The organism is Rhodoplanes sp. SY1 (assembly GCF_046000175.1).
Classification (GTDB): Bacteria; Pseudomonadota; Alphaproteobacteria; order Rhizobiales; family Xanthobacteraceae; genus Rhodoplanes.
Window position 1 is genome coordinate 70,516 of the sequence record NZ_JBEOMB010000013.1, and the last position, 26,590, is coordinate 97,105.

Annotated in this window: 23 protein-coding genes, 1 tRNA gene and 1 pseudogene; 17 read left to right on the forward strand and 8 right to left on the reverse strand. The window is 71.4% G+C overall.

Going from position 1 to position 26,590, the window contains the following annotated elements:
• Positions 1 to 93: 93 nt before the first annotated feature.
• Positions 94 to 522, reverse strand: a complete 429-nt coding sequence (locus tag ABTU92_RS05260; RefSeq protein WP_408088357.1) for a hypothetical protein — start codon at positions 520 to 522, stop codon at positions 94 to 96.
• Between the two features lie 252 nt (positions 523 to 774).
• On the opposite strand from ABTU92_RS05260, the gene ybaL reads away from it, so the two are divergent.
• The 7 genes from ybaL (at position 775) to ABTU92_RS05295 (ending at position 8,380) form a co-directional block, all read left to right on the forward strand.
• The gene (gene ybaL, locus ABTU92_RS05265; protein WP_408088359.1) at positions 775 to 2,574 is read left to right on the forward strand and encodes a YbaL family putative K(+) efflux transporter; all 1,800 of its coding nucleotides are present in this window, start codon (positions 775 to 777) and stop codon (positions 2,572 to 2,574) included.
• Positions 2,522 to 3,580, forward strand: coding sequence for an NAD(P)-dependent oxidoreductase (locus ABTU92_RS05270; protein WP_408088361.1), 1,059 nt, complete (start codon positions 2,522 to 2,524; stop codon positions 3,578 to 3,580). The genes ybaL and ABTU92_RS05270 overlap by 53 nt, the downstream gene beginning before the upstream one ends.
• An 87-nt stretch (positions 3,581 to 3,667) precedes the next feature.
• Positions 3,668 to 4,882 (forward strand): amino acid ABC transporter substrate-binding protein, encoded by a 1,215-nt coding sequence (locus ABTU92_RS05275; protein ID WP_408088363.1) that lies wholly within the window; start codon positions 3,668 to 3,670, stop codon positions 4,880 to 4,882.
• A 38-nt stretch (positions 4,883 to 4,920) separates the two neighbouring features.
• Positions 4,921 to 5,664, forward strand: coding sequence for an ABC transporter ATP-binding protein (locus ABTU92_RS05280; RefSeq protein ID WP_408088365.1), 744 nt, complete (start codon positions 4,921 to 4,923; stop codon positions 5,662 to 5,664).
• Entirely contained in the window at positions 5,661 to 6,386 is a 726-nt protein-coding gene (locus ABTU92_RS05285) for an ABC transporter ATP-binding protein (protein ID WP_408088367.1), read from the forward strand. The genes ABTU92_RS05280 and ABTU92_RS05285 overlap by 4 nt, the downstream gene beginning before the upstream one ends.
• 94 nt (positions 6,387 to 6,480) lie before the next feature.
• The gene (locus tag ABTU92_RS05290) at positions 6,481 to 7,356 is read left to right on the forward strand and encodes a branched-chain amino acid ABC transporter permease (RefSeq protein ID WP_408088369.1); all 876 of its coding nucleotides are present in this window, start codon (positions 6,481 to 6,483) and stop codon (positions 7,354 to 7,356) included.
• Between the two features lie 10 nt (positions 7,357 to 7,366).
• On the forward strand, positions 7,367 to 8,380 hold the full coding sequence (locus ABTU92_RS05295) for a branched-chain amino acid ABC transporter permease (RefSeq protein WP_408088371.1): 1,014 nt from the start codon (positions 7,367 to 7,369) through the stop codon (positions 8,378 to 8,380).
• An 8-nt stretch (positions 8,381 to 8,388) separates the two neighbouring features.
• Here ABTU92_RS05295 and ABTU92_RS05300 read toward each other — a convergent pair whose 3' ends face one another.
• The gene (locus tag ABTU92_RS05300; RefSeq protein ID WP_408088373.1) at positions 8,389 to 10,083 is read right to left on the reverse strand and encodes a GMC family oxidoreductase; all 1,695 of its coding nucleotides are present in this window, start codon (positions 10,081 to 10,083) and stop codon (positions 8,389 to 8,391) included.
• A 154-nt stretch (positions 10,084 to 10,237) separates the two neighbouring features.
• Between ABTU92_RS05300 and ABTU92_RS05305 the strand changes: the two genes are divergently transcribed.
• The 6 genes from ABTU92_RS05305 to ABTU92_RS05330 all read left to right on the forward strand — a co-directional run bounded on the left by ABTU92_RS05305 (position 10,238) and on the right by ABTU92_RS05330 (position 15,165).
• On the forward strand, positions 10,238 to 11,275 hold the full coding sequence (locus tag ABTU92_RS05305) for a ketopantoate reductase family protein (RefSeq protein ID WP_408088375.1): 1,038 nt from the start codon (positions 10,238 to 10,240) through the stop codon (positions 11,273 to 11,275).
• Positions 11,276 to 11,418: 143 nt separating this feature from the next.
• Complete coding sequence (locus tag ABTU92_RS05310; RefSeq protein WP_408088377.1) at positions 11,419 to 12,114, forward strand: DUF1538 domain-containing protein; 696 nt, start codon at positions 11,419 to 11,421, stop codon at positions 12,112 to 12,114.
• Positions 12,111 to 12,872: a DUF1538 domain-containing protein gene (locus ABTU92_RS05315; RefSeq protein WP_408088379.1), complete on the forward strand. Its 762-nt coding sequence runs from the start codon at positions 12,111 to 12,113 to the stop codon at positions 12,870 to 12,872. Before ABTU92_RS05310 ends, ABTU92_RS05315 begins: the two co-directional genes overlap by 4 nt.
• A gap of 5 nt (positions 12,873 to 12,877) precedes the next feature.
• Positions 12,878 to 13,198 carry a P-II family nitrogen regulator gene (locus tag ABTU92_RS05320; RefSeq protein ID WP_408088381.1) on the forward strand — a complete coding sequence of 107 codons (321 nt, stop codon included), beginning with the start codon at positions 12,878 to 12,880 and terminating at the stop codon, positions 13,196 to 13,198.
• A gap of 170 nt (positions 13,199 to 13,368) precedes the next feature.
• Positions 13,369 to 14,247, forward strand: coding sequence for a universal stress protein (locus tag ABTU92_RS05325; RefSeq protein ID WP_408088383.1), 879 nt, complete (start codon positions 13,369 to 13,371; stop codon positions 14,245 to 14,247).
• A 66-nt stretch (positions 14,248 to 14,313) separates the two neighbouring features.
• Positions 14,314 to 15,165 (forward strand): universal stress protein, encoded by an 852-nt coding sequence (locus ABTU92_RS05330; protein WP_408088385.1) that lies wholly within the window; start codon positions 14,314 to 14,316, stop codon positions 15,163 to 15,165.
• Positions 15,166 to 15,223: 58 nt separating this feature from the next.
• Here ABTU92_RS05330 and ABTU92_RS05335 read toward each other — a convergent pair.
• The 3 genes and pseudogenes from ABTU92_RS05335 to ABTU92_RS05345 form a co-directional block, all read right to left on the reverse strand.
• Positions 15,224 to 17,861, reverse strand: a pseudogene (locus tag ABTU92_RS05335) (cation-transporting P-type ATPase).
• Positions 17,862 to 18,512: 651 nt separating this feature from the next.
• Positions 18,513 to 18,588, reverse strand: a tRNA-Glu gene (locus tag ABTU92_RS05340).
• 423 nt (positions 18,589 to 19,011) lie between these two features.
• On the reverse strand, positions 19,012 to 19,470 hold the full coding sequence (locus ABTU92_RS05345; protein ID WP_408088387.1) for a VOC family protein: 459 nt from the start codon (positions 19,468 to 19,470) through the stop codon (positions 19,012 to 19,014).
• 59 nt (positions 19,471 to 19,529) lie between these two features.
• Here ABTU92_RS05345 and ABTU92_RS05350 point away from each other — a divergent pair, with 59 nt between their 5' ends.
• From ABTU92_RS05350 to ABTU92_RS05360, 3 genes are all read left to right on the forward strand, one after another.
• A complete protein-coding gene (locus tag ABTU92_RS05350) occupies positions 19,530 to 20,288 on the forward strand; it encodes an SIR2 family NAD-dependent protein deacylase (RefSeq protein WP_408088389.1) in 759 nt (252 codons plus the stop codon).
• A 169-nt stretch (positions 20,289 to 20,457) separates the two neighbouring features.
• On the forward strand, positions 20,458 to 21,063 hold the full coding sequence (locus tag ABTU92_RS05355; protein WP_408088391.1) for a cold-shock protein: 606 nt from the start codon (positions 20,458 to 20,460) through the stop codon (positions 21,061 to 21,063).
• 294 nt (positions 21,064 to 21,357) lie between these two features.
• On the forward strand, positions 21,358 to 21,840 hold the full coding sequence (locus ABTU92_RS05360; RefSeq protein ID WP_408088393.1) for a DUF192 domain-containing protein: 483 nt from the start codon (positions 21,358 to 21,360) through the stop codon (positions 21,838 to 21,840).
• 18 nt (positions 21,841 to 21,858) lie between these two features.
• Here ABTU92_RS05360 and ABTU92_RS05365 read toward each other — a convergent pair whose 3' ends face one another.
• Genes ABTU92_RS05365 through ABTU92_RS05375 form a run of 3 tightly spaced genes read right to left on the reverse strand, consistent with a single transcriptional unit; the run spans position 21,859 to position 25,519 of the window.
• Positions 21,859 to 23,943, reverse strand: a complete 2,085-nt coding sequence (locus tag ABTU92_RS05365) for an acetate--CoA ligase family protein (RefSeq protein ID WP_408088395.1) — start codon at positions 23,941 to 23,943, stop codon at positions 21,859 to 21,861.
• On the reverse strand, positions 23,940 to 24,797 hold the full coding sequence (locus ABTU92_RS05370) for an enoyl-CoA hydratase/isomerase family protein (RefSeq protein ID WP_408088397.1): 858 nt from the start codon (positions 24,795 to 24,797) through the stop codon (positions 23,940 to 23,942). The genes ABTU92_RS05365 and ABTU92_RS05370 overlap by 4 nt, the downstream gene beginning before the upstream one ends.
• Entirely contained in the window at positions 24,797 to 25,519 is a 723-nt protein-coding gene (locus ABTU92_RS05375; protein ID WP_408088399.1) for a Bug family tripartite tricarboxylate transporter substrate binding protein, read from the reverse strand. The genes ABTU92_RS05370 and ABTU92_RS05375 overlap by 1 nt, the downstream gene beginning before the upstream one ends.
• Positions 25,520 to 25,673: 154 nt before the next feature.
• Here ABTU92_RS05375 and ABTU92_RS05380 point away from each other — a divergent pair, with 154 nt between their 5' ends.
• Positions 25,674 to 26,573 (forward strand): LysR substrate-binding domain-containing protein, encoded by a 900-nt coding sequence (locus tag ABTU92_RS05380; protein ID WP_408088401.1) that lies wholly within the window; start codon positions 25,674 to 25,676, stop codon positions 26,571 to 26,573.
• Positions 26,574 to 26,590: the final 17 nt, after the last annotated feature.

Genomic DNA, 26,590 nt, shown 5'->3' on the forward strand with positions numbered 1-26,590 from the left:
AGCGATCGCGCACCGGCGCGACGTCGTCGCCCGGCGGGACCGTGATGAGATCGGAAAGGAGGAAACAGCCGCGCGACGGAGGCGCGGTCGGGCTCAGACCCCGACGGCCGGCGGACCGCGCGCGTCGAAGGCGCGGCGGACGCGCGCGCGCGACGACTCGATCGATGGCCCGGCGAGGCGCGTCGCTGCCCCGACGATCGTCAGTTGCACATCGACCGGCAGCACGGCCGGGTGATCGCCCGACGGCCCGAAGGCGGCCGGGGCGCCCGGCTCGCTGCGCTCCGCCCGCATCGTCACGGCGGCGCGGAGCATGTCGCGCACCGGAAGGGCTGGCCGCGCCGTCTGATCGGCGTTCTCGACGCCCCGCGACATCGTGCCGCCGACGCCGATCCCGAGATGGAGCCCGAGCAGCGGCAGCGCGCTCCAGTGCAGCATCAGCAGGGCGATGACCAGACAAGCGCGCAGGCCGGCCGGCGTCGCCGTGCCGCTCGTCTGCTGTCGTGTCGCGCGTCTGGCCGTCATGATCTCGCTGTCAGGCTCTCGTCGCCAGGCTCTCGTCCCAAGGTCTCGTCGCCAGGGTCTCGTCGGGTCGCGAACAGCTGTCACGGTTCACTGGTGATATCGATTCGCGTGTCGTATCGCATCTCGCGCACGAAGTCGCGGACGACGCGTGCCGGTGCGCTTGCTCGATCGTCCTCTAACCGATCATAATGGCGGAAATCCATCCATCAGGATGCCGTTCCGCCCGCGGGACCGTGCGAGGCCTCGCCGTTCATGCTGCATCACACTCCGCTGATCGCCACCATCGTCGCCGGTCTCGGCCTCGCCTTCGTGTTCGGCGCGCTCGCGCACCGGCTGAAGGTGCCGCCGCTGGTCGGATATCTCGTGGCGGGGGTGCTGGTCGGTCCGCACACGCCGGGCTTCGTCGCCGACCAGACGCTGGCGCCGGAGCTCGCCGAGATGGGCGTGATCCTCTTGATGTTCGGCGTCGGCCTGCACTTCTCGCTCGACGATCTGCTCTCCGTGCGGGCGATCGCCGTGCCGGGAGCGATCGTGCAGATCGCCGCCGCGACGGCGATGGGCGCGGGACTCGCCTGGTGGCTCGGCTGGTCGATGCCGGCCGCGTTGGTGTTCGGGCTCGCGCTCTCGGTCGCCTCGACCGTCGTGCTGCTGCGGGCCCTGCAGGAGCGCCGTCTCGTCGAGACCGAGCGCGGTAAGATCGCGGTCGGCTGGCTGATCGTCGAGGATCTCGCGATGGTGCTGGCGCTGGTGCTGCTGCCGGCGCTCGCCGGGGCGCTCGGCACCGGCGGCGCGGATGCGAGCGGCCATGCGGCGCCGGGCGGCCTGTTCGGCTTCGTCGGCGACCTCGGCGTCGGCGGTGTGCTCGCCGTGACGGTTCTGAAGGTCGCCGGCTTCGTCGTCTTGATGCTGGTGGTCGGCCGGCGCGTGATTCCGTGGGTCCTGCACTGGGTCGCGCACACCGGCTCGCGCGAATTGTTCCGGCTCGCCGTGCTGGCGATCGCGCTCGGCGTCGCCTTCGGGGCGGCGAAGCTGTTCGGCGTGTCGTTCGCGCTCGGCGCCTTCTTCGCCGGCATGATCCTGTCCGAATCCGAGCTGAGCCATCGGGCCGCCGAAGAATCGCTGCCGCTGCGCGACGCCTTCGCGGTGCTGTTCTTCGTCTCGGTCGGCATGCTGTTCGATCCGGCGAGCATCCTGCGTGAGCCGATCGCCGTGCTGATCACCCTGTTCATCATCGTCGTCGGCAAGTCGGCCGCGGCGTTCCTCATCGTGCGGGCGTTCGGCCACCCGACCAGCACGGCGCTGATCATCTCGGCAAGCCTCGCACAGATCGGCGAGTTCTCCTTCATCCTCGCCGAGCTCGGCGTCGGCCTGAAGCTGCTGCCGGAGGCGGCGCGCGACCTGATCCTGGCCGGCGCCATCCTGTCGATCCTGCTCAATCCGCTCGCCTTCGCGACGGTCGCCGCGCTCAGGCGCCGCGCCGGCGGGCCGGTCGCCTCGCCGATGGGCGGCACGGTGGCCGCGGGCGCCCGAACGTCCCCCGCCGCGACCGCGGTCGAGCCGCTGGTCGCCACCGCGCTCACCGGCCACACGGTGCTGGTCGGCCATGGCCGGGTCGGCAGCCTGGTCGCGACCGCGCTCGCCGCACGGGGGCTCCCGGTCCTGGTGATCGAGGACGCCGACGCGGCCGTCGCGGCGTTGCGCTCGCAGGGGACCGACGTGGTGGCCGGCAACGCCGCCGACCCGGAGGTGCTGGCCGCCGCCAACCTGGCGGGCGCCCGCAGGCTGGTGCTCGCGATCCCCAACGCCTTCGAGGCCGGGCAGGTGGTCGAGCAGGCGAAGGCCGCCAATCCGGCGCTCGAGATCATCGCGCGGGCGCATTCCGACGCCGAGGTCGAGCACCTGGAGTCGCTCGGTGCCGCCGTGGTGATCATGGGCGAGCGCGAGATCGCCCGCGGCATCGTCGAGCACATCGTGCCGCTCGACGCGGCCGCGGCCGGCGATGCGGCGTCGGGTGGCGCGGGCGTCGACGAGCCCGTGCCGCCGAGGCGCTGATCCCCCGATCCCCTCCCGCCTGAGCGGCGGCACCTCGTTCCGGCGCAACGGCCCGCTTGCAACCTCGTCCCGACACGCTAACCTGCCTGATATACAAAATACTAAAAAGCGCCGGGATGGAGACGTCATGGAGGTCGGATTCGTCGGGGCGGGCCGAATGGGGCTCGCCATGCTCCGCAACCTTTTGCAGACCGGCCATCGCGTCCACGTCTGGGACGTGTCCGACGTCGCCGTGGCGACCGCCGTCGCGGCCGGTGCCACCGGCGTCTCGAGTGCCCGCGACGCGCTCCGGGGCGATGCCGTCGTCTCGATGCTGCCGAACGACGCGGCGATGCGCGGCGTGTTCACCGACGATCTCCTCGCCGCCGCGCCCAAGGGGCTCGTTCACGTCAACATGGCGACGGCCTCGCTCGCGTGCGCGCAGGAGCTGACCGCGCTGCATGGCCGGCACGGGATCGCCTATGTGGCGGCGCCGGTGTTCGGCCGTCCCGAGATGGCGGCGCGGCGCGAGCTGAACATCATGGCGGCCGGCCCCGCGGCGGCGATCGACCGGGTGCAGCCGCTGTTCGACGCGATCGGCCGCAAGACCTGGCGGCTCGGCGAAGATCCGACGCGCGCCAACGTGACCAAGATCGCCGGCAATCTCCTGGTCGCGTGCGTCATCGAGTCGCTCGGCGAGGCGGCGGCGCTCGCGCGCGCCTACGACATGCCGCCGGCCGACCTCCTGGACGTCGTCGTCGGTTCGCTGTTCGACGTGCCGATCTTCCGCATCTATGCGGATCTCGTCGCGCATCAGCGCTTCGAGCCCGCCGGGTTCGATCTCGCGCTCGGCCTGAAGGATGCCCGGCTCGCGCTTGCCGCCGGCGAGGCGGCGAACCTGCCGCTGCCCTTCGCCAGCGTTCTCCGCGACAACTATCTCGACGCGCTCGCGCACGGGGCCGGCCACCAGGACTGGTCGGCCGTCACCGGCGTGGCGCTGCGCCGCGCCGGCCTCGACGCCGCCTGAGCGACCGACGGGACCGCGGCTGGTCCGTTCGCCGCCGCGCGACCACGACAGGTTCACGACAAGAATCGTCTCCAGGGAGGTTCCAGCATGACTTCGTTCGAACAGACGCGGCGTCGCGTCCTCGTCCTCGCCTCGGGCCTCGCCGCGGCGATCGCCGGTGCCGCGCCGGCTGCGGCCCAGCAGACCCCGATCGTGATCGGCGGGACGCTCGGCCTGACCGGCGCCTATGCCGAGCCCTCGACCGACTACAAGTTCGTCTACGACCGCTGGGTCGAGGAGGTGAACAAGAAGGGCGGCCTGCTCGGCCGGCCGGTCAAGATGATCATCTACAACGACGAGAGCACGCCGACCGTCGCCCAGTCTCTCTACAACCGGTTGCTCGACCAGGACAAGGTCGACCTCGTGCTGGCCCCCTACACGACCTTCGTGGGCGGCGCCGTCGTGCCGATCGTGATGTCGCACGAGAAGCTGTTGTTCAACGGCGGCTTCGTCGGCATCAACATCTTCAAGAACAACAAGGGCTCGATGATCGGCAGCTTCACCTATCAGGAGCCCGACTACACGCGCGGCCTGTTCGAGATGCTGGGCGAGCTGCCGCCCGACCAGAAGCCCAAGCGCCTCGCCGTGTTCACGTCGCAGAACCCCTTCACCGTGGTGGTGCGGGCCGGGCTCGGCGGCGTCGGCGGCGTGCTCGGCTACGCCAAGGCGGCCGGAATCCCGATCGTCGTCGACGAGCAGTATCCGCCGACGACCACGGACTTCAACGGTCTCGTCCAGAAGGCGCGCGCGGCGAACGCCGACATGGTGCTGGCGCTCGGCCTGCCCAACGACACCCTCAACATCGCCCGCACCGTCCATCAGCAGGGTCTCAAGCCGATGGTGTTCTGCACCTGCGGCTCGCAGGTGACGACGCTGTCGGCGTGGCCGAAGCTCGGCGAGGCGGCCGAGAACGGCTTCGGCACCACGATCGCGTGGCCGACCCAGGGCTATCCGGGACTCGCCGAGCTCGCCGAGGTGTTCAAGACGCGCGGCTACGAGACGCTGCCGACCTATGCGATCGTCGGCTACGCCATCCTGCAGGTAATCGAGCAGGCGGTCACCGGCGCCAAGACGCTCGATCAGGCCAAGCTCAAGGAGTACATCTACGCCAACGAGTTCAAGACCGCGGCCGGAACGTTCCGCTATCAGCCGGACGGCACGCCGGTCTACAGCCAGGTGCTGCTGCAGTTCCAGAATGGCAAGAACCAGGTCGTCTGGCCGAAGCAGGCCCGCACCGCGCCGCCGGTGTTCGCCAAGCCGTGAGCACGCAGCTGTGAGCACTCGGTCGTGAGCACTCGGTCATGAGCGGGGCGGGCGGTGCGCCGCTCCTGAGCATCGACGGCATCGGGAAACGGTTCCGCGGCGTGATCGCCGTGCGGGACGTGTCGTTCTCGGTGCCGGACCGCGCGGTCGTCGGCCTGATCGGGCCGAACGGCTCCGGCAAGACGACGCTGCTGAACATCGTCAACGGCGTGCTTTCGCCGGACCAGGGCGAGATCCGGCTCGGCGGCGCCGCGACCACGGGGCGCCGCCCGTCCGATCTCGCCGCGCTCGGCATCACCCGCACGTTCCAGGCCGCGCGGGTGTTCCGCACCTTGACCGCCATGCAGAACCTGTTCGTGCCGCTCCTCCATCAGCGGGCTCTCGATCGTGGCCCGGCGCGGCGGCGTGCCGCCGAGTTGCTCGCCTTCGTCGGCCTCGAGCGGCATGCCGACCGGGTCGCGAGCGAGCTGTCCGGCGGCCAGCAGCGGCTCCTGGAGTTCGCCCGCACGCTGGTCACCCGGCCGCGCGTCGTGCTGATGGACGAGCCTTTCGCCGGCGTGCATCCGCAGATCAAGACCACGCTCGTGCGTTGCATCCGCGAGACGGTCGCGCAGGAGGGCGCCTCGTTCCTGATCGTCAGCCACGAGGTGCCGGATCTGGTCGCGATGTCGGACCAGATGGTGTGCCTGGTCGAGGGCGCCGTCGCGGCGCGCGGCCTGCCGGCCGAGGTGATCGCGGAGGAGAAGGTGATCGACGGCTATCTGGGACGCAGCGACGCATGACCGCGCCGACGCTCCGCATGACGAGCCTCGTCGCCGGCTACACCCCGGCGCACCCCGTGCTCCGCGGCGTCGACGTGACGGCGCGGGCGGGGCGCATCACCGTGGTGCTCGGGCCGAACGGCGCCGGCAAGTCGACGCTGCTCAAGGTCGCGGCCGGCTTCCTGGCGCCGCAGCAGGGCACCGTGATGCTGGACGACACCGACATCGGGCAATTGCCGGCGCATCGCCACATCGCGCTCGGCGTCGGGCTGCTGCCGCAGGGGCGCTCGACCTTTCCGGACCTGACCGTCCACGAGAACATCGAACTCGGCGGTTGGTCGATGCGGTCCGACCGCAAGCGGCTCGCCGCTGCCGTCGAGGCTGTGCTGACCCGCTATCCGCATCTGCGGGAGCTGCGCGACCGGCCGGCCGGCAGCCTCAGCGGCGGCCAGCAGCGCGCCGTCGAGATCGCCCGCATGCTGGTGCCCGATCCGAAGGTGCTGCTCGTCGACGAGCCGTCGGTCGGGCTCTCGCCGATCGTCGCGCGTCAGGTCTATCAGGAGCTGCAGGCCCTGAAGGCGGAGGGCCGCACCATCCTGCTGGTCGACCAGGACGTGCGGGCCGCCGTGGCGGTCGCCGACTACGTCTATGTCCTCGGCTCCGGGCGCAACGACATCGAGGGCGATCGCTCCGCCTTCGAGGGCGATCTCGGCGCCATGGTGCGCGGCTGGCTCGGCGTCTAGGGGAGTTTTCCATGGTCTCGATCCAAGTGTCGTCGGCTCGTGCGCGACAGGGACGCGCGGCGCCGCGGCACGATACCTCGCGTCAGGACCCGTGATGCTGGACCAGATCCTCTCGATCCTCGTCGACGGTGTGCTGCTCGGCCTGATCTACGCGATCACCGGCCTCGGGCTGAGCCTGGTGCTCGGCGTGATGGGCATCGTCAACGTGGCGCACAGCGCCTTCGTGATGCTCGGCTCGTTCCTCGCCTTCGAGCTGTTCCGGCGCTTCGGCGTCGATCCGGTGGTGGCGTTCGTCGTTGCGCTGCCGGTGTTCTTCCTGCTCGGCACCGTCGTCTACCGCGTTCTCGTCACCCGGCTCGAGACCGCCGCGCAGACCCAGGGGCTGGTGGCGATGTTCGGCCTGATGGTGCTGATCGAGAACCTCGGCACCATCGTTTGGACGACCGACACGCGGGTGATCACGGCGAGCTACACCAACGCCTCGCTGGCGGTCGGCGGGCTGGTGCTGCCGTATGTCCGGTTGATCGCCGGTGGCCTCGCGCTCGGGCTCATCGGGCTGTTCTGGGGCCTCCTGCGCTTCACGCTCACGGGCCGGGCGATCCGGGCGATGGGGCAGAACCCGGAGGCCGCTCGCATCGTCGGGGTCGACATCCGCCGCCTCTCCGCGATCATGTTCGGGCTCGGCATCGCCTGCGCGGGCGCCGCCGGCGTGGCGCTCGCCATGGTGTTCCCGTTCTCTCCGAACACCCAGGTGGTGTGGCTCGCCTGGGCGTTCCTGGTCGTCGTGCTCGGCGGCCTCGGCAGCGTCGAGAACACGTTGTTCGCCGGCGTCGCGGTCGGACTGATCCAGAGCGTGTGCACGGCCGTGATGCCGTTCGACTACGTCTATCTCGTGCTCTACGTGCTGCTCGCCGTCATCCTCATGGTCCGTCGCGAGGGCTTGAGCAGCGCCGTTCGTCGGACCATCTAGGAGGGGGCGGGTGTTCTCGGTCTATCTGGTTCCGAAGTCGGGCGGCAGCCGCGCCGCGACGGTCGCGGCCTGGAGCGCGTGGCTCGCGCTCGTCGCCGGACTTGCCGCCTACGGCCTGCTCGGCACGAAGCTGTTCGTGCTCAGCACGCTCGGCACCGTGTTCATGTACGTGATCCTGACGCAGGCCTGGAACCTGATCGGCGGTTACGGCGGCTATCTCAATTTCGGCCTCGTCACCTTCTTCGGCATCGGTGCCTATGCGAGCGGCATCCTGTTCCACTACTTCGAGCTGTCGCCGTTCCTGACCGCGCCGGTCGCTGGTCTCGCCGCCGGGATCGCCGGCCTCGCCATCGGCATTCCGACGCTGCGGCTGCGCGGCGCCTATTTCGCGCTCGTCACCATGATCATCACCTTCGCGGTGCAGATCCTCGCGCTCAACCTGGCGATCACACAAGGGGCGCTCGGCATCTACCTGCCGCGGCTGCCGCTGTCGCCGCTCGCCGTCGAGCGGCTGTTCTACTTCGTGTTCCTCGGGCTCGCCGTGCTGGTCACGGCCTTCGTCTACGCGGTCGAGCACTCCAATGTCGGCTGGGCCCTGGTGGCGATCCGCGAGGACGAGGACGCCGCCGAGATCGTCGGGGTGCGGACCGTCGAGATCAAATGGGCCGTCAACACCATCTCGTGCTTCATCGCGGGCGTGGTCGGCGGGCTCTACGCCCAGCGCATCGCCTATATCGAGCCGACCGGCACGTTCTCGTTCGACATCTCGCTCAATGTCGTGCTGATGGCGGTGATCGGCGGCGCCGGCACCTGGCAGGGGCCGCTCATCGGTGCGCCGATCGTGCTGCTCGTGGCCGATGCGCTGCGCGTCACGGTGACGTCCGAGGTCAATCGCGTCATCTTCAGCCTGATCGTCATCGTGATCGCGCTGTTCGTTCCGGGCGGCGTGATGGGCCTGGTGCAGCGCCTGCGGCGCGCCCGTGCCGTCGAGAAGGACGCGCCGAGCGGCGTGCCGGCGCCGTGAGTCCGCGGTCAGCCCCGATCGGACCTGATCAGCTCGGCGGCCCGCTCGGCCACCATAATGGCGGTGAGGTTGGTGTTGGCGCTCGGCACGCTCGGCATCACCGCGGCGTCGACGACCCGCAGGCTCTCGACCCCGTGGACCCGGCAGTGCGGATCGACCACGGCCATCGGATCGCCGTCGCGGCCGATCGCGCAGGTGCCGCTCGGATGCGCCATCGGGGCGATCGCGCCGAGGAGCTCGTCGTCAGGGATCTGCGAGCGGCCGGTCCGGTTGCCGACCCAGCGCCCCGGCGCGAGCACCCGGTCCAGCGCCAGCCGGCGCAGCGGCGCCGGTGCGGCCAGCACGGCCTTCACGGCGCCGGCGAGCAGCGTGCCGGCGGCGCCTTGCCGGTTGAACTGCTGCAGCGACATCACGGGCGGCAACAGGAAGGCGTCGCCGTAGGTCGCGACGACCGCCGGGTCGGCGAGCAGCGCCTCGACCAGGCGGGCCGCCGCCAGGAGCCGCGGCGGATCGCGCGGATCCTGCAGCAGCGCGAAGGCGATGTCGGGCGGCACGTCGGGGTCGGCGCTGCGCAGCGTCACCCGCCCGCGGGAGAAGGGGGCGTAAAGGGCGGCGCCGACCATGCCGAGATCGGGCCCGTAGGCGTGCGGGCTCACCCGCCCGATCGCGAAGGCGAGGAGGTCGCTGGGTGGGCAGTCCGAGGCCTGCGACGACATCCTGATTCCGGCGATCGCGAAGCGGCGCAGCCGTGCGGGCAGCCGCGAGCGTCGCGGCAGGGTGAGGGCGAACTGCAGGTAGGGATGGTTCTGCAGGTTGGCGCCGACGCCGCGACGATCGGCGAGCGGCACGATGCCGAGCGCCGCGAGCTCTGCGGCCGGACCGATCCCGGCGCGCAGCAGCAGCGCCGGAGAGTGGATCGCGCCGGCGCACAGGATCACGGCGCGGGCCGCGATGTCGCGCGTGGTGCCGCCGTGCCGGACCGTCACGCCGCAGGCGCGCCGCCCGTCGAAGCGCAGCGCCGTCACCTCGGCGTCGGTGAGGATCGCGAGGTTCGGCCGGCGGCGGACCGCGGCCGTGAGATAGCAGCCCGCGCTGGTCGAGCGGACGTGCTCGTCCTGCGCCACCGGCATCGGGAAGAAGCCGTCGCCCGGCCGTGCATTGATGTCGTCGACGACCGGCAGGCCGCGCGCCACGGCGGCCGCCTCGATCGCCGTGACGAAGCCGGGCCATTCGGAGCGCGGCATCCGCCGCACCGGATAAGGCCGCGGGTCTGCGTCGTCACGGGGGCGATCGGGCGCAACGTGCCGGCCGAGGTCGCGCTCGATGGCGTCATAGAGCCTTTGCGCCTCGGCCGGTCCCCAGCCGGTCGCGCCGGCCCGCTCCCACGCCGCGAAGTCGCTGGCGAGGCCGCGCAGCGTCCACAGGCCCATGACGCTGGAGCCGCCTCCCATGATCCGCGCCTGCGGAAACGGATAGGCGGCGCTGTCCGGTCGGCGCGTCGCCTGCAAACCCGGCCAGAAGTAGCGCGGGTTCAGCGACGAGGTCGGGAACGTGTCGGCAACGTCGCTCGGAACGGCGCCGGGCGGCGTGTCCGGTCCGGCCTCGATCAGCAGCACGCGGCGGCTCGGATCCTCGGAGAGGCGGGCGGCGAGAACCGCGCCCGCGCTGCCGCCGCCGACGATCAGGTGGTCCGGCTCGTCCATCTGAAACTGTTTCGCGCGGGTGAGGGGAGGAGGCATCGACGATGCCCGATCGGACAATCAACCGCCCCGGCTCGTCAAGAGCGAAGCGCGGCGCGCCACATCTCGAACCATCCGATCTCGTGATCGCCTGACCGCCAAAAAAACGGAGCGCCGCGTGGACGTGACGAAGACGAAGATCGCCGTGCTGGGGGCCGGCGCCAACGGCGCCTCGATCGGCGCCGACCTCACCCGTGCCGGGCTCGACGTGGTGCTGATCGATCAGTGGCCGGCACATGTGGAGGCGATGCGGGCGCGCGGTGCGCGGATCGAGATGCCGGACGAGACCCTGACCGTGCCGGTGCGGGCGCACCATCTGTGCGACGTCTGCACGTTCCGGGAGCCGTTCGACGTCGTTCTCCTGGTGACCAAGGCCTACGACACCCGCTGGTCCTGCGAGCTGATCGCGCCGTATCTGAAGTCGGACGGCCTGGTCGCCGGGGTGCAGAACGGCATGACGACCGACACCATCGCGGCGGTGGTCGGGGCGCACCGGACGATGGGCTGCGTCATCGAGATCTCGTCGATGATGTTCGACCCAGGGGTCGTGCAGCGCCATTCGCCGCCGCCGCGCTCGTGGTTCGCGGTCGGGGCGATCGACGCTGCCGCCGCGGGGCGCGAGGAGGAGATCGCGGCGCTGCTGCGCCATGTCGGCACGGTGGAGATCGTCGACGACATCCGCGCGGCCAAATGGATGAAGCTCGTCAGCAACGCCACCACGCTGGTGACGACGGCCATTCTCGGCCTGCCGATGCTCGAGGCGGCGCGGCTGCCGGGCATGCGCGAGCTGATGCTCGGCTCCGGCCAGGAGGCGCTCGACGCGGGCGCGCTCGCCGGTCACGCCGTGCTGCCGATCTTCGGCCTGACGCCGGACGACGTGCGGCAGACCAACCGGCTGGTCGAGATGCTGCTCGACACGCTGCTCGCCGGCTTCGTGCTGCCGCACACCAAGACGACCGTGCTGCAGGACTGGATGAAGGGACGTCACAGCGAGGTCGACGACCTCAACGGTCTCGTCGTCGCCGAGCATGCGCGGCACGGCGGCCGGGCGCCGATCAACGCGGCCGTGGTCGCGCTCGCCCGCCGGATCGAGCGCGGCGAGCTGGCCCCGGGTCCGCAGAACCTGGAGCTGTTGCAGCACCTCGCCCGCGCCTGACTCGCGGCGGGCCCGCAGGGGCGGGAGGACGCGGCCGTGCCGACGCGATCGGCCGGCTTCGGCGCTCTTGCCGCGACGACCGTCCGGTCCGGGGCGGGGTGGCTCGGTTGACCGTGTGCCGCGTGCGGCGATACCGTCGCCGCATGATGACCCTCGTTCGCGACAAGCTGCTCGAGGTGGTCAGAGCCGTCGGGCCGTTCATCGTCGTCGTGGTGGTGCTCCAGCTCGTGCTGGTGCAAGCGCCGACCGCGCTGTTCCTGCAGTTTCTCGCCGGATCGCTGCTCGCCGTCGTGGGCATGCTGCTGCTGTTCATGGGCATCGAGATCGGCATCCTGCCGATGGGCCGGTTCATCGGCGCCGCGCTGCCGCGGGAGGGCTCGCTGGCGCTGATTCTGGCGGTCGCCTTCGCGCTCGGTTTCGCCACAACGGTCGCCGAGCCGGACGTGCTCGTGCTGTCGCGGCAGATCGACGCGGCGTCCGACGGCGTCATCTCGCGGCTCGCCGTTCTGCTCGTCATCGCGACCGGGCTCGCCGTCTTCGCGGCGCTGGCGATGGCCCGCATCGTCACCGGCTGGCCGATGAAGTACGCCCTGACGGTCGCCTACGGACTGATGCTCGCGCTGGCCCTCGTCGCCCCCGGCACCTTCGTGCCGCTCGCCTTCGACGGGGGCAGCGTGACGACCGGCATCCTCTCGGCTCCGGTGGTGATCGCACTCGCCATCGGCCTCAGCTCGGTGCTGGCCGGCCGCTCCGCGGTGTCGGACGGGTTCGGGCTCCTCGGCTTCGCCTCGATCGGCCCGATCATCGCCGTGCTGATCATGGAGATCCTGCTGTCGTGATCCCGCTTCTGATCGACGAGGTCGTCGCCGTCGCGGAGAGCGTCGCGGTCGCGGTGCTGCCGCTCGGCGCCGTCTTCCTGATCCTCCAGATGACGATGCTCCGCCTGCCGCGCCGACAGGTGAGCGACATCCTGAAAGGCACCGCGATCGCCGGCGTCGGCCTGTTCCTGTTCCTGCTCGGCATCGGCGTTGGCTTCCTGCCCTATGGCCGGGCGGTCGGCGAGGCGCTGGGGGCGCTCGACAGCATGTGGCTGGTCGTCGCGATCGCCGGCCTGCTCGGGTTCCTGGTCACCTGGGGCGAGCCGGCGGTCCGCATCCTGGCCGACCAGGTGGAGAGCGCGTCGAGCGGCGCGATCCGCGGCCGGATGGTGCTGATCGCGGTGTGCGTCGGGGTCGCCGCCTGGGTCGGGATCGGCATGCTGCGCATCACGCTCGGCATTCCGCTCCTCTGGCTGCTCGTGCCGGGCTATCTCGTGGTGCTCGTGCTGGTCTGGCTCGGCGACCGCGAGTTCGTCGCCGTGGCGGTCGACGCCGGGGGCGTCGCCACCGGGCCGCTCGCCAACTCGTTCCTGCTGGCGCTGGCGCTGGGGGCCGCGACGGCCGTCGGCGCCGACCCGGTGGTGCAGGGCTTCGGCTTCGTCGCGTTGATCGCCGTCGCGCCGATCATCTCGGTCGGCCTGCTCGGGCTGCTGGTCCGCGCGAGAACGGCCGAACGACCGCCCGCGACGCCGCCGTCGCGGCGGCCCCTACCGGAGTGACCACCATGCACGACCGCTGCCTGATCGTGACCATCGTGCGGAAGGGATGGGGCGACGCGGTGCTGGAGGCCAGCATGGCGGCTGGCGCGCACGGCGGCACCATCGTGCTCGGCCGCGGCATCGGCCGCAACGAGCAGCTTCGGGTCTTCGGCATCCAGATCGAGCCGGAGAAGGAGATCGTCCTCACGCTCGTCCCGACCGAGATCAAGGCCGCCGTCCTCGACGCCATCGTGGCGGCGGCCGAGCTCGACGGTCCCGGGAAGGGCCTCGCCTTCGTCCTTCCCGTGCAGGATCTGGTCGGCGTCGCGCACCTCGTCGAAGAGTAGGGCTCGCGACTCTCGTCCGACCTCGCGCCCGAGCTTTTGTCCGACGTGGTTCCTGCACTCCGCACTCACGACGTCCCGTGCCGCGACGCATCGCCGCGTCTTGACCGGGATCAAGCGCGGCGCCCGCGCCCCGCTCAGGATCGTCCACGATCCGCCGCGAGGAGGATGCGATGCGCCATGTCACGGTCGCGACCGACTTTTCCGCACGCTCGCAGCGCGCCCTGCGTCGCGCCGGGCTGATCGCCCGGACGACCGGCTGCGCCATCACGCTCGTCCACGTCGTCGACGACGAGCAGCCGGACAGCCTGATCGCGGTCGAGCGCGACGAGGCGGTCCGGATCATGGCCGGGCTGACGGCGACCACGGCCGAGCTGCGCGACGTGCGATGCGAGGCGCTGGTCGTCACCGGCGAGGCGTTCCAGGGCATCCTGCGCGCCGCCGAGTCGCGCGGCTCGGATCTGATCGTGATGGGACCGCATCGCCGGCAGCTCCTGCGCGACATCTTCGTCGGCACCACGGTGGAGCGCGTCATCCGCAGCGGGCCGTTCCCGGTGCTGATGGTGAATGGTCCGGTGGCCGGCCCGCACGTCCGCCCCCTGGCGGCGATCGATCTGTCGGAGTCGTCGGCCCGCGCGGTCCGCACGGCGCTCGCCCTCGGGCTCGTCGCCGCGGACATGCTCGCCGTGGTCCATGCCTTCACGGCGGCCGGGAAGGGCAAGCTGGCCGCCGTGGACGTTCCCGGCGCGGTGCTCGGCGACTACGTGGCGCGCGAGCGCGACCAGGTGCGCCGCGAGCTGTCCGTCTTCCTCGAGGCGAGCCGCCTGACCGTAGCCGAGACCGCAATGCATCTGGTCGAGGACGTGCCGTTCGATGCCATCGGTCGTGTCGCCGGCGAGCTCGGCGCCGATCTCGTCATCGTCGGCACGCACGGACGCGGCGCCCTGGCGCGGCTGCTGCTGGGCAGCGTCGCGGAAGCGGTGCTCCGCAGCCTCGACATCGACGTCCTGGCCGTACCGCCGCTGCGCGCCTCGGAGGCGCCCGAAGGGTAACCCGGCCCGACGTCATCACGCTCGATCCGGCGGGGGCCGCCGGATCCCAGCCATGACGGGTGTCCCATGTCGTATCGCGAGATCCTGGCCTATGTGGATACCGGAGACGAGGCAGCGGGGCCGGCGGGCGTTGCGGTCGCGGTGGCGTCGCGCTTCGCCGCCCGCCTCCACGCGGTGGTGATCGACGCCCACGTGGTCGACTACACCGAGCTCGACCGGGCCGTGTTCGACAGCGAGCGCGAGCAGGCGATCGCCCGGCTGGCGGAGCGACGGCGCGCCGGCCATGCGGCGGCCCGCCAGGCCGAGGAGGCGGTCCGGGCGGCCGCCGCGGCGCGCGGCGTCCCGCACGACGTGATGGTTCGTCACTGCACGCCCGAGGACGTGCCGGACCTCGTCGCCGATCTGGCCCGCGTCCACGATCTCGTCCTCGTGCCGGCCGCCGACATGGTCGCCGGGCATGCGGCGCCGATCGTCGAGCAGGTGCTGTTCGGCTCCGGCCGTCCGCTCCTGCTGATCCCCCGGGACACGACCGCGGAGGGGCGTCTCGACGTCGCCTGCATCGCCTGGGACGGCAGCCGCGCGGCGACCCGCGCCGTGCACGACGCACTGCCGCTGCTCGGCCGCGCCCGCCGCGTCGAGATCGTCTCGATCACCGACGAGAAGCCGCTGGACCGCGGCCCGAGCGGCGACGACCTCGTGCGGCATCTCGCGGCACACGCGATCGCGGCGCGTCATCACGCGGTCGGGCTCGGCGGCCTGCCGGTTGGCGAGCAGCTGATGGCCGAGGCTCTGCGCCTGGAGGCCGACCTGATGGTGATGGGTGCCTACGGGCACGCGCGGGTGCGGCAGCTGGTGTTCGGCGGCGCCACCCGCTCGGTGCTCGCCGCGCCGCGGCTACTGGTGCTGATGTCGTATTGACGCGGCCCCGGCCGCGGTCGTCGCGTCGCGCTCGGTGCCCTGCCGCCCGCCCGCGGCCTCACGGCCACAGGCGCCGTCGCACCAGCTTCTCGACCTCCAGCACCAGCAACAGGGCGACGCCGATCGCGACCACAGCGATGCCGTCCATCAGCGACACCGGGCGGGTCGCGAACATGGCCTGCATGAACGGCGCATAGGTGAACAGGACCTGGGCGGCCGTGATCACGCCGACGCCGATCAGCACGGCGGGCGTGCCGACCACGCCGGTCCAGGACAGCGACGTCGTGTGGAGATAACGGATGCTGAACAGATAGAAGATCTCCATCACGACGATCGTGTTGACGACGATGGTGCGGGCCTCCTCGATCGACAGGCCGCGGCTCTCGGCCCAGAAGAACATGCCGAACGCGCCGGCGACGAACAGGAGCGACACCAGCACGACCCGCCAGACCAGCAGCCCGGACAGGATCGGTTCATCCGCGGCGCGCGGCGGCCGCCGCATGGCGTCGGGTTCGGTCGGCTCGAAGGCGAGCGTCAGGCCGAGCGCCACCGCCGTGACCATGTTGATCCACAGGATCTGCACCGGCGTGATCGGCAGCGCCAGCCCGAACAGGATGGCCGTGATGATCGCCATCGCCTCGCCGCCGTTGGTCGGCAGCGTCCAGCCGATCACCTTGCCGAGATTGTCGTAGACGGTTCGGCCCTCGCGCACCGCGGCGACGATCGAGGCGAAGTTGTCGTCGGCCAGCACCATCTCGGCCGCCTCCTTGGCGGCCTCGGTGCCTTTCTGGCCCATCGCGATGCCGACATCGGCGCGCTTCAGCGCGGGGGCGTCGTTGACGCCGTCGCCCGTCATCGCGATCACGCCGCCGTCCGCCTGCAGAGCGGTGACGATGCGCAGCTTGTCCTCCGGGCTGGTGCGGGCGAACACCGTGGTGTCGCGCGCGGCCGCCGCGAAGGCGTCCTCGTCGAGGGCGGCGAGTCGGTCGCCGGTGATCACCGAGGCGGGCCGGGGCAGGCCGAGCCGGGCCGCGATGGCGCTCGCCGTCGCCGCATGGTCGCCGGTGATCATCTTGACGGCGATGCCGGCGCTGCGGCACTCGCCCACCGCGGCGATCGCCTCCTCGCGCGGCGGATCGATCAGGCCGAGCAGGCCGAGCAGCACCAGGTCGCTCTCGACGTCGGCGACGTCGAGCGTGACGGCGCCGTGCGGCATGGTCCGGCGGGCGAGCGCCAGCACGCGCTGGCCCTGAACCGCCAACGCCTCGACCGCATGGGTCCACCGCGACGTGTCGAGCGGCTCCGGACCGTCGGCACCGGCCTGCCGGGCGCACATGCGGATCACCACCTCGGGCGCGCCCTTGACATAGGCGACCGCCGCATCCTCGTGCGAGTGATGCAGCGTCGCCATGAAGCGATGGCGGCTGTCGAACGGGATCTCGTCGGTGCGCGGGATCTGCTTGCGCACGAGCGCGGCGTCGTGCCCGGCCTTCACGGCGAACGAGACCAGCGCCCCCTCCATCGGATCGCCGTCGATGGTCCAGCCGGACTCGGCCTGGCGCAGGTCCGCGTCGTTGCACAGGAGCGCCGCGCGGGCGAGGTCGTCGAGGACCGGCAGGTCGGCCGGCACGATGTCGCGTCCGTCGTACCGGAACGCTCCGCGCGGCTCGTAGCCTTCGCCCGCCACCGCGATGGTGCCGATCGCCGTCACGGCGGTCTGCACCATCATCTCGTTGCGGGTCAGCGTGCCGGTCTTGTCGGAGCAGATCACCGACACCGAGCCCAGCGTCTCCACGGCGGGCAGGCGGCGCACGATGGCGTGGCGGGCCGCCATGCGCTGCACCCCGATGGCGAGCGTGATGGTCATCACGGCCGGCAGCCCCTCCGGGATGGCCGAGACCGCGAGCCCGACCATCGCCATGAAGGCCTCCGGCCAAGTGTAACCGCAGCAGCACGGCGATGCCGAAGACGACCACGCTGACGCCGAGGATCACCCCGGTGAGCTGGCGGGCGAACCGGTTCATCTGCCGCAGCAGCGGCGTCGTCAGCGTCTCGACGCTGCCGAGCAGCGCGCTGATCCGGCCCAGCTCGGTGGCGAGCGCGGTCGCCACCACGACGCCGCGGCCCTGGCCGGCCACGACGAGCGTCCCGGAGAACGCCATCGGGGCGCGGTCCCCGAGCGCGGCGTCGACCGCCACCGGCTGCACGTCCTTGTCGACCGCCACCGACTCGCCGGTGAGGATCGCCTCCTCGATCTTCAGGTTGCGGACGCGGATCAGCCGCAGGTCGGCCGGCACCCGGTCGCCGGCCTCGATCAGCACGACGTCGCCGGGAACGATCTCCTCGGCGGCGAGCGTGACGCGGTGGCCGTCGCGCAGCACCGAAGCGTGCGGCGTGATCATGCCGCGAATGGCGTCGAGCGCCTTCTCGGCCTTGCCCTCCTGGACGAAGCCGATCGCCGCATTGGCGACGACGACCAGCAGGATGACGGCCGTATCGACCGGGTGACCGAGCAGCGCCGTGACCACGGCCGCGGCGAGCAGCACGTAGATCAGCAGATTGTCGAACTGGGCGAGGAAGCGCAGCAGCGGGCTGCGCGGCGCGGCCGTCGGCAGGCGATTGAAGCCGTGGACCGCGCGCCGCGTCGCGGCCTCGGCTCCCGTCAATCCCTCCGCCGTGACCGCGAGGCGGTCCAGAACCTCGGCGGCCGGCGTGGCGTGCCAGGGGACGACACGGTCGGGATCCGCACCGAGCGCGCGGTGCTCGCGGGTGGCGGTGCCGGGATCGAGCGCGGCCTCGGTGGGATCGATGGTCATCGATGTCTCCGCGGGTCTGCCGAACGGTCCTCCTGATCATGGCGACGCGGGCATGCGTCGCAATTCCGGCGTCTTCCGGGTGGGGCGTGATGACGCTGGGCGGGCGATGAAGCGGGACAGGCTCGGCCCACCCGAGACGACGTCCCGAGAGACGACGCCCCCGAGAGACGACGCCCCCGAGAGACGACGCCCCCGAGAGACGACCCGCGCCCGCCCGCCGACGAGGGCGACCTCGAGCGCTCCCTGATCGAGCGGCGCATGATCGTCGCGGCTGCCGCATCTGCACGCGAACAGCGCGGGCGGCGATGTCCCGAGGTTCGAGAGCGGTCGCGAGTCCGCGGCCTCGTGGAAACAGGAGCAGCCGGACGAGTTCGCCGCCGACGTGAGCGGGAGGTCCGGGACGTGGTCGGAGCGTCCTGAAGCCAGGTCTTCCGAGGAGCGGTTCGAAGCCTCTCCACGCACGGTATCGGCTACCGGTTCGACGCCGGCGCCGCATCGGTTCGAATTTTCGAGGTAAGCGATTGATCTTCCTGGCGCGCCCAAGGGGAATCGAACCCCTGTTTTCGCCGTGAAAGGGCGACGTCCTGGACCGCTAGACGATGGGCGCGGAGGCCGGCGCGCGGCGCCGACGCGGCGAGACGTATAGTGGCGTTTGGGTCGGCCGGCAAGCGGCCGGCCGACGGCCGAATGGCCCGGCCGGCCCATTCCGCCCGCGCCCGCGACGGCCGCCGGGCAGGGGGCGCATCGGCTCTGGGACGGCGTGGCGAAGGCGCACCCCACTGGCCGCCGGCAGCGCATCGGCCCGCCGGCAGGGCGCATCGGGCCCCCGTCCGCGTCGTGAGGCCCGCTCCGCGACGGCCGCCCGGCCGCCGAGCCCGCCCCGCCGCCGAGTCCGCCCCGCCGCCGGCGCCGTCGACACGCCGCCGCGGCCGTCGCGACGACGCCGGGGCCGTCGAGCGGTCCCGGAGCCATCGGGCGATGCCCTGGGCCGCGGTGCGACCTCGCCGGGGGCCTGCCGCCGCGGGGGCGGCTACCAGTGCCCGGTGTTGGGCATCGTGCTCCACGGCTCCTGAGGCGGCTTGGCGGCGCCCTTCTGCAGGAGCTCGACCGACTGGCGGTCGGGCGAGCGGACGAACGCCATCTGGCCGTCGCGCGGCGGCCGCAGGATGGTGACGCCGGCCGCCTGCAGGCGTGCGCAGGTGTCGTAGATGTCGTCCACCTCGAAGGCGAGGTGACCGAAATAACGCGCCTCCGCGTAGTCCTCGTCGCCGTCCCAGTTGTAGGTCAGCTCGAGCAGCGGCGCCGGGCGGCCCTTGGCGCGGCTCGCCTCGACGTCGCCCTCGTCCTCGGGGGCCGCCAGGAACACCAGCGTGTAGCGGCCCTTCTCGCTCTCGGTCCGGTGCGTCTCGACGAGCCCGAGCTTGTCGCGCCAGAAGTCGAGCGCGGCGTCGAGGTTGCGGACGCGGAGCATCGTGTGCAGATATCGCATGAAGTCCTCTTCGACAGATGGCGGCCGCGCACGAAGGCCGGCCACCCGAGATTGCATATATGATCACGACGGACGTCGAGACAGGTCGCCGCAGGCTTCTCGCCCTGATCGAGGACTCTGATGTGGTGCTGCCCTTCACGGGCGCCGGCATCTCCACCGAATGCGGGATCCCGGACTTCCGCTCGCCCGGCGGGGTATGGACCAAGAACGCGCCGATCGACTTTCGCGATTTCGTCGCCCGCCGCGAGATGCGCGACGAGGCCTGGCGGCGCCGCTTCGTGCTGGAGGAGCAGTTCGGCGCCGCACGGCCGGGCCGCGGCCACCATGCCCTCGCCGGCCTGTGGCGCGCCGGCAAGGCGCCCGCCGTCGTCACCCAGAACATCGACAATCTGCACCAGGCGTCCGGCGTCGCCGCGCAGGACGTCGTCGAGTTGCATGGCAACACCACTTACGCGCTCTGCCTGTCCTGCGCCGCCCGCTACGAGATCGCCTGGGTGAAGGAGCGGTTCGATGCGACCGGCCACGCGCCGGACTGCGCCTGCGGCGGTCACATCAAGACAGCGACCGTGTCGTTCGGCCAGGCGATGCCGGAGGCGGAGATGCGGCGCGCCGAGGAGCTGACGCTCCGCTGCGATCTCTTCATCGCCATCGGCTCTTCGCTGGTGGTGTGGCCGGCGGCCGGATTCCCGCTGCTCGCCAAGCGCAACGGCGCACGCTTGGTGATCCTGAACCGCGAGTCGACCGAGTTCGACGAGATCGCCGACCTCGTCGTGCATGCCGATATAGGAAACGTGCTAGCCCCGCTCGTTTCACATTGATTTGACTCGGCTTCCGTGCACGGTTGCCACGGTCGTGCACAGATTTAGCGCACAGATTGCGGCAAACTCATTTTCCTGTTTCCCATCCGGGGCGGCCTGGATATCTTTTGTTGAAGAGATTCGTTGAAGCGCTCCAGAAGAGGCGCCAAAAGCGGCGGCGTACGTCCTCATGGCCACGGACGAATTCGGTGCGAAGGGGCCTAGCGCGAGCTACGGCGTGAGCGAGGCGATCGGCGACTTCGTCGACGACGCGACGGCTGCGGTCGTCGAGATCAGCGGCGTCATCAAGTGGTTCGACGTCGCCAAGGGATACGGCTTCATCGTTCCGGACAACGGCATGCCGGATGTCCTCCTGCACGTCACCTGCCTGCGGCGCGACGGCTTCCAGACCGCTTACGAAGGCGCCCGGGTGGTGTGCGAGGCGCTGGCCCGTCCGAAGGGCTTTCAGGCGTTCCGCATCGTCTCGATGGACGAATCCACGGCCGTGCATCCGGCCCAGATGCCGCCGCCCCGCACCCACGTCACGGTGACGCCGACCAGCGGGCTCGAGCGCGCCGTGGTGAAGTGGTTCAATCGGCTACGCGGCTTCGGCTTCCTGACGCGCGGCGAGGGCACGCCCGACATCTTCGTCCACATGGAGACGCTGCGGCGGTATGGTCTCACCGAGCTGCGGCCCGGACAGACCGTGCTGGTCCGTTTCGGCCCCGGCCCGAAGGGCCTGATGGCCGCCGAGGTGCGGCCGGACGGCGGCACCCACGCGCTCGCCTCGCACTGATCCGATCGCCGACACCGCGTTCGCGCCGACGTCCGTGTGGCTTCACCACCGACGTGGATTTCGGATTGCGCGCATTGATGCCATCCGCACGATGACACTGGCCCATCGTGGTCGTCGTACGTCGAGTCCCCGGGCCTCTCGCGGGATCGGCCCTTCAAATCCACGCACGATGGGGTAGGGTGACGCGCCGCCGGGCTGGCATGCGCATCGCGCCCGCACGGCGAAGCTCGCCCGCCGGCACCCCGTGCCCGCGGGGTGTCCGCACCAGCATGGCACATGGCCGCAAGGTTCCGCATGACCCGACGTACCGTTCTGTCCGCCGCGCTTCGGCTCGTCGTCGCCGCGGTCGTGGTGTTTGTTCTCGACGCGCCGCTCGGCCTCGGCGCCGCCGCCTTCGAGCGCCAGACGCTCGAGATCGCCACCAAGACCGGCGTGCACGTCTTCTCGGTCGAGGTCGCCACCACGGACGCCGAGCGGGCGCAGGGCCTGATGCACCGCAAGGAGCTGCCCGAAGGCACCGGCATGCTGTTCGACTTCAAGCGCGACGAGCCGGTCGCGATGTGGATGAAGAACACCTATGTGCCGCTCGACATGATCTTCATCACGGCGGACGGACGCATCCACCGCATCGCCGAGAACACGACGCCGATGTCGGAGCGCATCATCCCGTCGGGCGGCCCGGTGCGCGGCGTGCTCGAGGTGGTCGCCGGCACCGCGAAGAAGCTCGGCATCGCGCCGGGCGACCGCATCGGGCATCCGATGTTCTCGGGCCGCTGACGACCTGAACCGGACGGGCTACGGTGCGAGCACCACGAGGCCGTCGGCGGCGGCGACGCCTTTTCCGGCGGGGCGGACGAACAGCGGGTTGATCTCGGCCTCCTGCAGCCGGTCGCCGAGGCGCGTCACCATCCTGGCGAACGCCTCGATCGCGCCGACGAGCGCCACCACGTCGGCCGGCGGTCGGCCGCGATACCCCTTCAGCAGTGGTGACAGCATCAGCTCGCCGATCATCGCTTCGGCGTCGCCGGGCGCGAGCGGCAGCGGCCGCAGCGTCGTGTCCTTCAGGAGCTCGGCCGTGACCCCGCCGAAGCCGAGCAGCACGGCCGGGCCGAGCTGCGGATCGCGCGACAGGCCGAGAATCATCTCGACGCCGTCGGCGACCTGCTCCTGCACCAGAAAGCCGTCGAGCGCGTCCGCCGCGCATTCCGAAACGCGCACCGCCATGGCGCGGCAACAGTCGGCGACCGCCTCGGGTGCGACGCCGACCGCGACGCCGCCGACCTCGCTCTTGTGCAGGATGGCGCGCGACAAGACCTTCACCACCACGGGCGCGCCGCCGAGCCGTTGCGCCGCCGCCGCGGCGTCATCCGGGGTCGCGGCGACGATCTCGGCGACGGCCGGAATGCCGAAGCGCGCGAACAGCGCCTTGCTGTCGGCCTCGTTCAGGGCGCCGCTACCCGAGGGCGCGGCCGGCTCTGCGTCCGGCGATGCAGCCGCGGTCGTGGTTTCCATACAAGGCCCGGGCGGCACGACCCGCAGGGCGGCGAGCGCCGCGACGCAGCCCTCGGGGCTCGCGAAGGCCGGAACGCCGGCGCGGTTGAGCGCCGCGACAATGTGGGGCGCCTCCGGGCTCACATAGGCGAGGATCGGCTTTTCGGTGTTCTCGAGCGCCGCGATCAGCGGCTTGGCGACGAGATCGGGCTGGCCGAGCGCCGACGATCCGACGATCGTCACGATCGCGTCGTAGCGGGGGCTCTCGGAAAGCAGCGCCAGCACGCGGCGGAACAGCTCCGGCCGCAGCCCGGCCAGCGTCACGTCCACGGGGTTGCGGTCGAGCGTCGCGTCGGGAATGGCGAGCGCCGTCAGCCCTTCGGAAGTCGGCGGATCGGGGTCGGGCAGCGCAAATCCGGCGAGCCCGGCATTGTCGGCGATCAGGGTCGCGGCACCCCCCGTGGTGGTGACGACGGCGAGTCGCGCGCCGGCGAGCCGGCGGCCGGTGGCGAGCGCGGCCGGGATGTCGAGCAGATCCGAGAAGGCGTTCACCCGGACGATGCCGAGCTGGCGGAACAGCGCGTCGTACATCCGGTCGGAGCCGGCGAGCGCACCGGTGTGCGACACGGCCGAGCGGGCCCCGGTCTCCGAGCGGCCCACTTTATATACGACGAGCCGCTTGCCTCGCGCGGCAGCCGTCGTGGCGGCGGCGCGGAACCGGTCGGGATGGCGCAGGCCCTCGATGTAGAGCGCGATCACGGCGGTCGCGTCGTCGTCGGCCAGATGCGCGATCATGTCGGCGATGTCGAGATCGGCTTCGTTGCCGGTCGCGACCAGCTTCGAGAACCCGATCCCGCGTGCCGCGCCGCGCGACAGGAGCGCGCCGAGGATGCCGCCGCTCTGCGATACGAGGGCGACCCGTCCGGGCACGAAGCCGTCGAGCTCCATGGCGCCGCTCGCCGACAGCATGATGCGCTCGCCGACATTGACGAGCCCGATCGTGTTCGGCCCGAGGAGCCGCATGCTCCCGGCCGCCTCGCGAAGGGCCTGCTGGCGTCGCCGGCCGTCCTCGCCGGCCTCGCCGAAGCCGCTCGCCAGCACCACGGCGGCGGCCGCCCCGGCGCGCGCGAGCTGATCGACCGCGGCGACGGCGCGCTCGGCGCCGAGCAGCACGAGGCCGACATCGGGCACCTCCGGCAGCGACGCGACATCGGGATAACAGCGGCGGCTGCCGATCGTCTCGGCCCGCGGGTTCACCGGATAGATCGCACCGGCGAAGCCGTGCTTCTCCAGATAGGCGATCGGGCGGCCGGTGAGCTTGGTCGCGTCCGCGGAGGCGCCGATCACGGCGATGCTGCGCGGGCTGAACAGACGAGCGATGGCGCTCACGACTTCGGCTCCGGCCGGTCGGTGCGCTTTTGGTCGGTGTCCTTGCGGTCGGTGTCCTTGCGATCGGCTTTCGACAGGAAGGCTTCGACCGACTCGCGATGCGCCGTCGTGGTGTAGCAGATCGCCTGCGCCTGGCGGCCGAGCGCGAAGACCTGCTCCTCGGGCAGCTCGAAGGTGCGGTCGAGGATCGACTTGGTCAGCGCGAGCGCGACCGGTGAGCCGGCGCCGAGCTCGGCCGCCCATTTCTGCGCGGTGCCGAGCAGATCGGCGTCGCTCACCAGCCGGTCGACGAGCCCGATGCGCATGGCCTCCTCGGCCTTCACGCGGCGCCCCGAGAAGATCAGCTCCTTGGCGCGCGGCAGCCCGACCCGGCGCGGCAGGAAGTAGAGCCCGCCGCCGTCCGGCACCAGGCCGCGATGGATGAAGCTCATCGCGAACACGGCGCTCTCGCCCGCGACGATGAAGTCGCAGCACAGCGCGAGGTCGCAGCCGAGCCCGACCGCAGGCCCCGCGACGGCCGCGATGGTCGGCTTGCCCATCTGGTGGAGGCTCGCGATGCTGCGATGGGTCTTGCGCTGGCGGCGCCAGCCGTTGAAGGCGATCTCGCCGGCCGGCTCGGTGAGCCGCGTGCGCATGCCCGACACGTCGCCGCCGGCGCAGAAGGCGCCGCCGGCTCCGGTGATCACCACGGCCCGCACGGTCTCGTCCTCGGCGACCCGGTCGAGCGCCGCGATCAGCTCGGCCCGCATCGCGTCGTTGATGGCATTGCGCACCTCCGGCCGGCTCAGCGTCACGGTGGCGACGCCGGTCTCGATCGCGAGCTCGACGAACTGGAACGTGGACGTGTCGCTCATCACTGGCGCTCCGTGCGAATGTTCGCGGCCTCGACCAGGCGCTTCCAGCGCTCCGCCTCGGCCCGCACGTAGCGGTCGAGATCCGCCGGCGCGCCGGCCTCGATGGTGAGACCCTCGATATCCTTCAGCTTGGCGAAAGCCTCGCTCTCGGCGGCGCGCCGCGCCGCCTGGTTCAGCACCGCAACGATCTCGGCCGGCGTGCCGGCCGGGGCGTAGAGCCCGTACCAGCTCTCGGCGACGTAGCCCGTGACGCCCGCCTCGGCGACGGTCGGCAGATCCGGATAGAGCGAGGCGCGGTCCGCCGTGGTGACGGCGAGCGGCCGCAGCCGGCCGCTCTGGATGTGCGAGGCGACGCTCGCCGCGGTCGTGAACATCACCTGGATCTGGCCGCCCATCAGGTCCGCGCCGGGGCGGTTCTCGACGATGACGCGCTGGCCCAGGACCTTGCCCATCTCGTCGGCGAGGCGGCGGGCGATCAGGTCGGTGCCGCCGCCGGCCGCGAACGGCACGACGATGCGCACCACGCGATCCGGGAACGCCGCCAGGGTCGGCGCCGCGCCGGCGAGCGTGACCGCGAGCACGCCGAGGAGAGCGGCGCAAAACCTCGCCCGCAGGCACTGGAGGAGTGTCGCGGCGGCGCGCGATCGCGATGTCGTGGGAGTCGTCCGGCCCGACCGATCGGCCTCGGGCGCGTAGAGGGTTTCGCCGTCCAGGGTGCGCATGGTTCCTCCGTGTGTCCCGGCCTTGTCGTTGCCCCCGGAGAGGCGCCTGCTGACTTGAAGTCGCATTGCGGCCGCGGCCCGATGCTAGCCGGTGCCGGCGTTGACACAACGAAGCAAAAGGCTCAGCATCCATAACCAAATGTTGGGCAAAGCCATGCGTGGCCGTCGCGTTCCCCTCAATCCGCTGCGCACCTTCGAGGTCGCGGCCCGCCATCTCAGCTTCACGGCGGCGGCCGCCGAGCTCGAGGTCACCCAGGTCGCGGTCAGCCGCCAGATCCGCGCGCTGGAGGAGTGGCTCGCGGTGTCGCTGTTCGAGCGCTCGCACCGCACGATCAAACTGACCGAGAGCGGGCGGCGGCTGTTCCCGACCATCAACCGCGCGCTCGACGAGATCGACGGCGCCGTCGCCGCGGTCAGCATGCGGGGGCAGCGCAATGTCCTCTCCGTCCACACCCACACGACCTTCGGCCAGCGCTGGCTGATCCCGCGGCTGCAGCGTTTCCACGACCGCTTTGCCGACATCGAGATCCGCCTCACCGCGTCGGCGCATCCGACGCTCGATGCGCGCGCCGACCAGGTCGTGATCAGGACCGGCACCGGACGATTCGAGGGCTGCGAGGCGGAGCTTTTGGCGCCGGTCGAGCTGATGCCGGTGTGCACCGAGACGCTGGCGCGCGGCTGGACGGACGCGAGCGCGCCCGAGCACCTCGCGCGCCACACGCTGCTGCACTCGATGGCGCGACCGAACGACTGGGCGCTGTGGCTCGCCTCCGCCGGCGTCGACGGGATCGACGCGACCCGCGGGTTGAAGTTCGAGAACTCGGTGCTGGCCTACGAGGCGGCCCTGCAGGGCATCGGGGTGGCGATGGGGGTGCGGGTGCTGGTCGCCCAGCATGTCCGGCTCGGCAGCCTCGTCGCGCCGTTCGGCCACGTGCTGCCGCTCGACCTCGGCTATTACCTGCTGCTGCCGGAGGGCCGCCGCACCAGCCGCGCCGTGAAGGCGTTCCGCGATTGGCTGCGCGACGAGATTTCCCGCGAGCTGGAGGCAGGCTGAGAACGCCCTGGAGCGCC

Coding starts and splice junctions, on each gene's coding strand:
- ABTU92_RS05260 (WP_408088357.1), bottom strand. CDS start 522: ATGACGGCCAGACGCGCGACACGACAGCAGACGAGCGGCACGGCGACG.
- ybaL (WP_408088359.1), top strand. CDS start 775: ATGCTGCATCACACTCCGCTGATCGCCACCATCGTCGCCGGTCTCGGC.
- ABTU92_RS05270 (WP_408088361.1), top strand. CDS start 2,522: ATGCGGCGTCGGGTGGCGCGGGCGTCGACGAGCCCGTGCCGCCGAGGC.
- ABTU92_RS05275 (WP_408088363.1), top strand. CDS start 3,668: ATGACTTCGTTCGAACAGACGCGGCGTCGCGTCCTCGTCCTCGCCTCG.
- ABTU92_RS05280 (WP_408088365.1), top strand. CDS start 4,921: ATGAGCGGGGCGGGCGGTGCGCCGCTCCTGAGCATCGACGGCATCGGG.
- ABTU92_RS05285 (WP_408088367.1), top strand. CDS start 5,661: ATGACCGCGCCGACGCTCCGCATGACGAGCCTCGTCGCCGGCTACACC.
- ABTU92_RS05290 (WP_408088369.1), top strand. CDS start 6,481: ATGCTGGACCAGATCCTCTCGATCCTCGTCGACGGTGTGCTGCTCGGC.
- ABTU92_RS05300 (WP_408088373.1), bottom strand. CDS start 10,083: ATGGACGAGCCGGACCACCTGATCGTCGGCGGCGGCAGCGCGGGCGCG.
- ABTU92_RS05310 (WP_408088377.1), top strand. CDS start 11,419: ATGATGACCCTCGTTCGCGACAAGCTGCTCGAGGTGGTCAGAGCCGTC.
- ABTU92_RS05320 (WP_408088381.1), top strand. CDS start 12,878: ATGCACGACCGCTGCCTGATCGTGACCATCGTGCGGAAGGGATGGGGC.
- ABTU92_RS05325 (WP_408088383.1), top strand. CDS start 13,369: ATGCGCCATGTCACGGTCGCGACCGACTTTTCCGCACGCTCGCAGCGC.
- ABTU92_RS05330 (WP_408088385.1), top strand. CDS start 14,314: ATGTCGTATCGCGAGATCCTGGCCTATGTGGATACCGGAGACGAGGCA.
- ABTU92_RS05345 (WP_408088387.1), bottom strand. CDS start 19,470: ATGCGATATCTGCACACGATGCTCCGCGTCCGCAACCTCGACGCCGCG.
- ABTU92_RS05350 (WP_408088389.1), top strand. CDS start 19,530: ATGATCACGACGGACGTCGAGACAGGTCGCCGCAGGCTTCTCGCCCTG.
- ABTU92_RS05355 (WP_408088391.1), top strand. CDS start 20,458: ATGGCCACGGACGAATTCGGTGCGAAGGGGCCTAGCGCGAGCTACGGC.
- ABTU92_RS05360 (WP_408088393.1), top strand. CDS start 21,358: ATGACCCGACGTACCGTTCTGTCCGCCGCGCTTCGGCTCGTCGTCGCC.
- ABTU92_RS05370 (WP_408088397.1), bottom strand. CDS start 24,797: ATGAGCGACACGTCCACGTTCCAGTTCGTCGAGCTCGCGATCGAGACC.
- ABTU92_RS05375 (WP_408088399.1), bottom strand. CDS start 25,519: ATGCGCACCCTGGACGGCGAAACCCTCTACGCGCCCGAGGCCGATCGG.
- ABTU92_RS05380 (WP_408088401.1), top strand. CDS start 25,674: ATGCGTGGCCGTCGCGTTCCCCTCAATCCGCTGCGCACCTTCGAGGTC.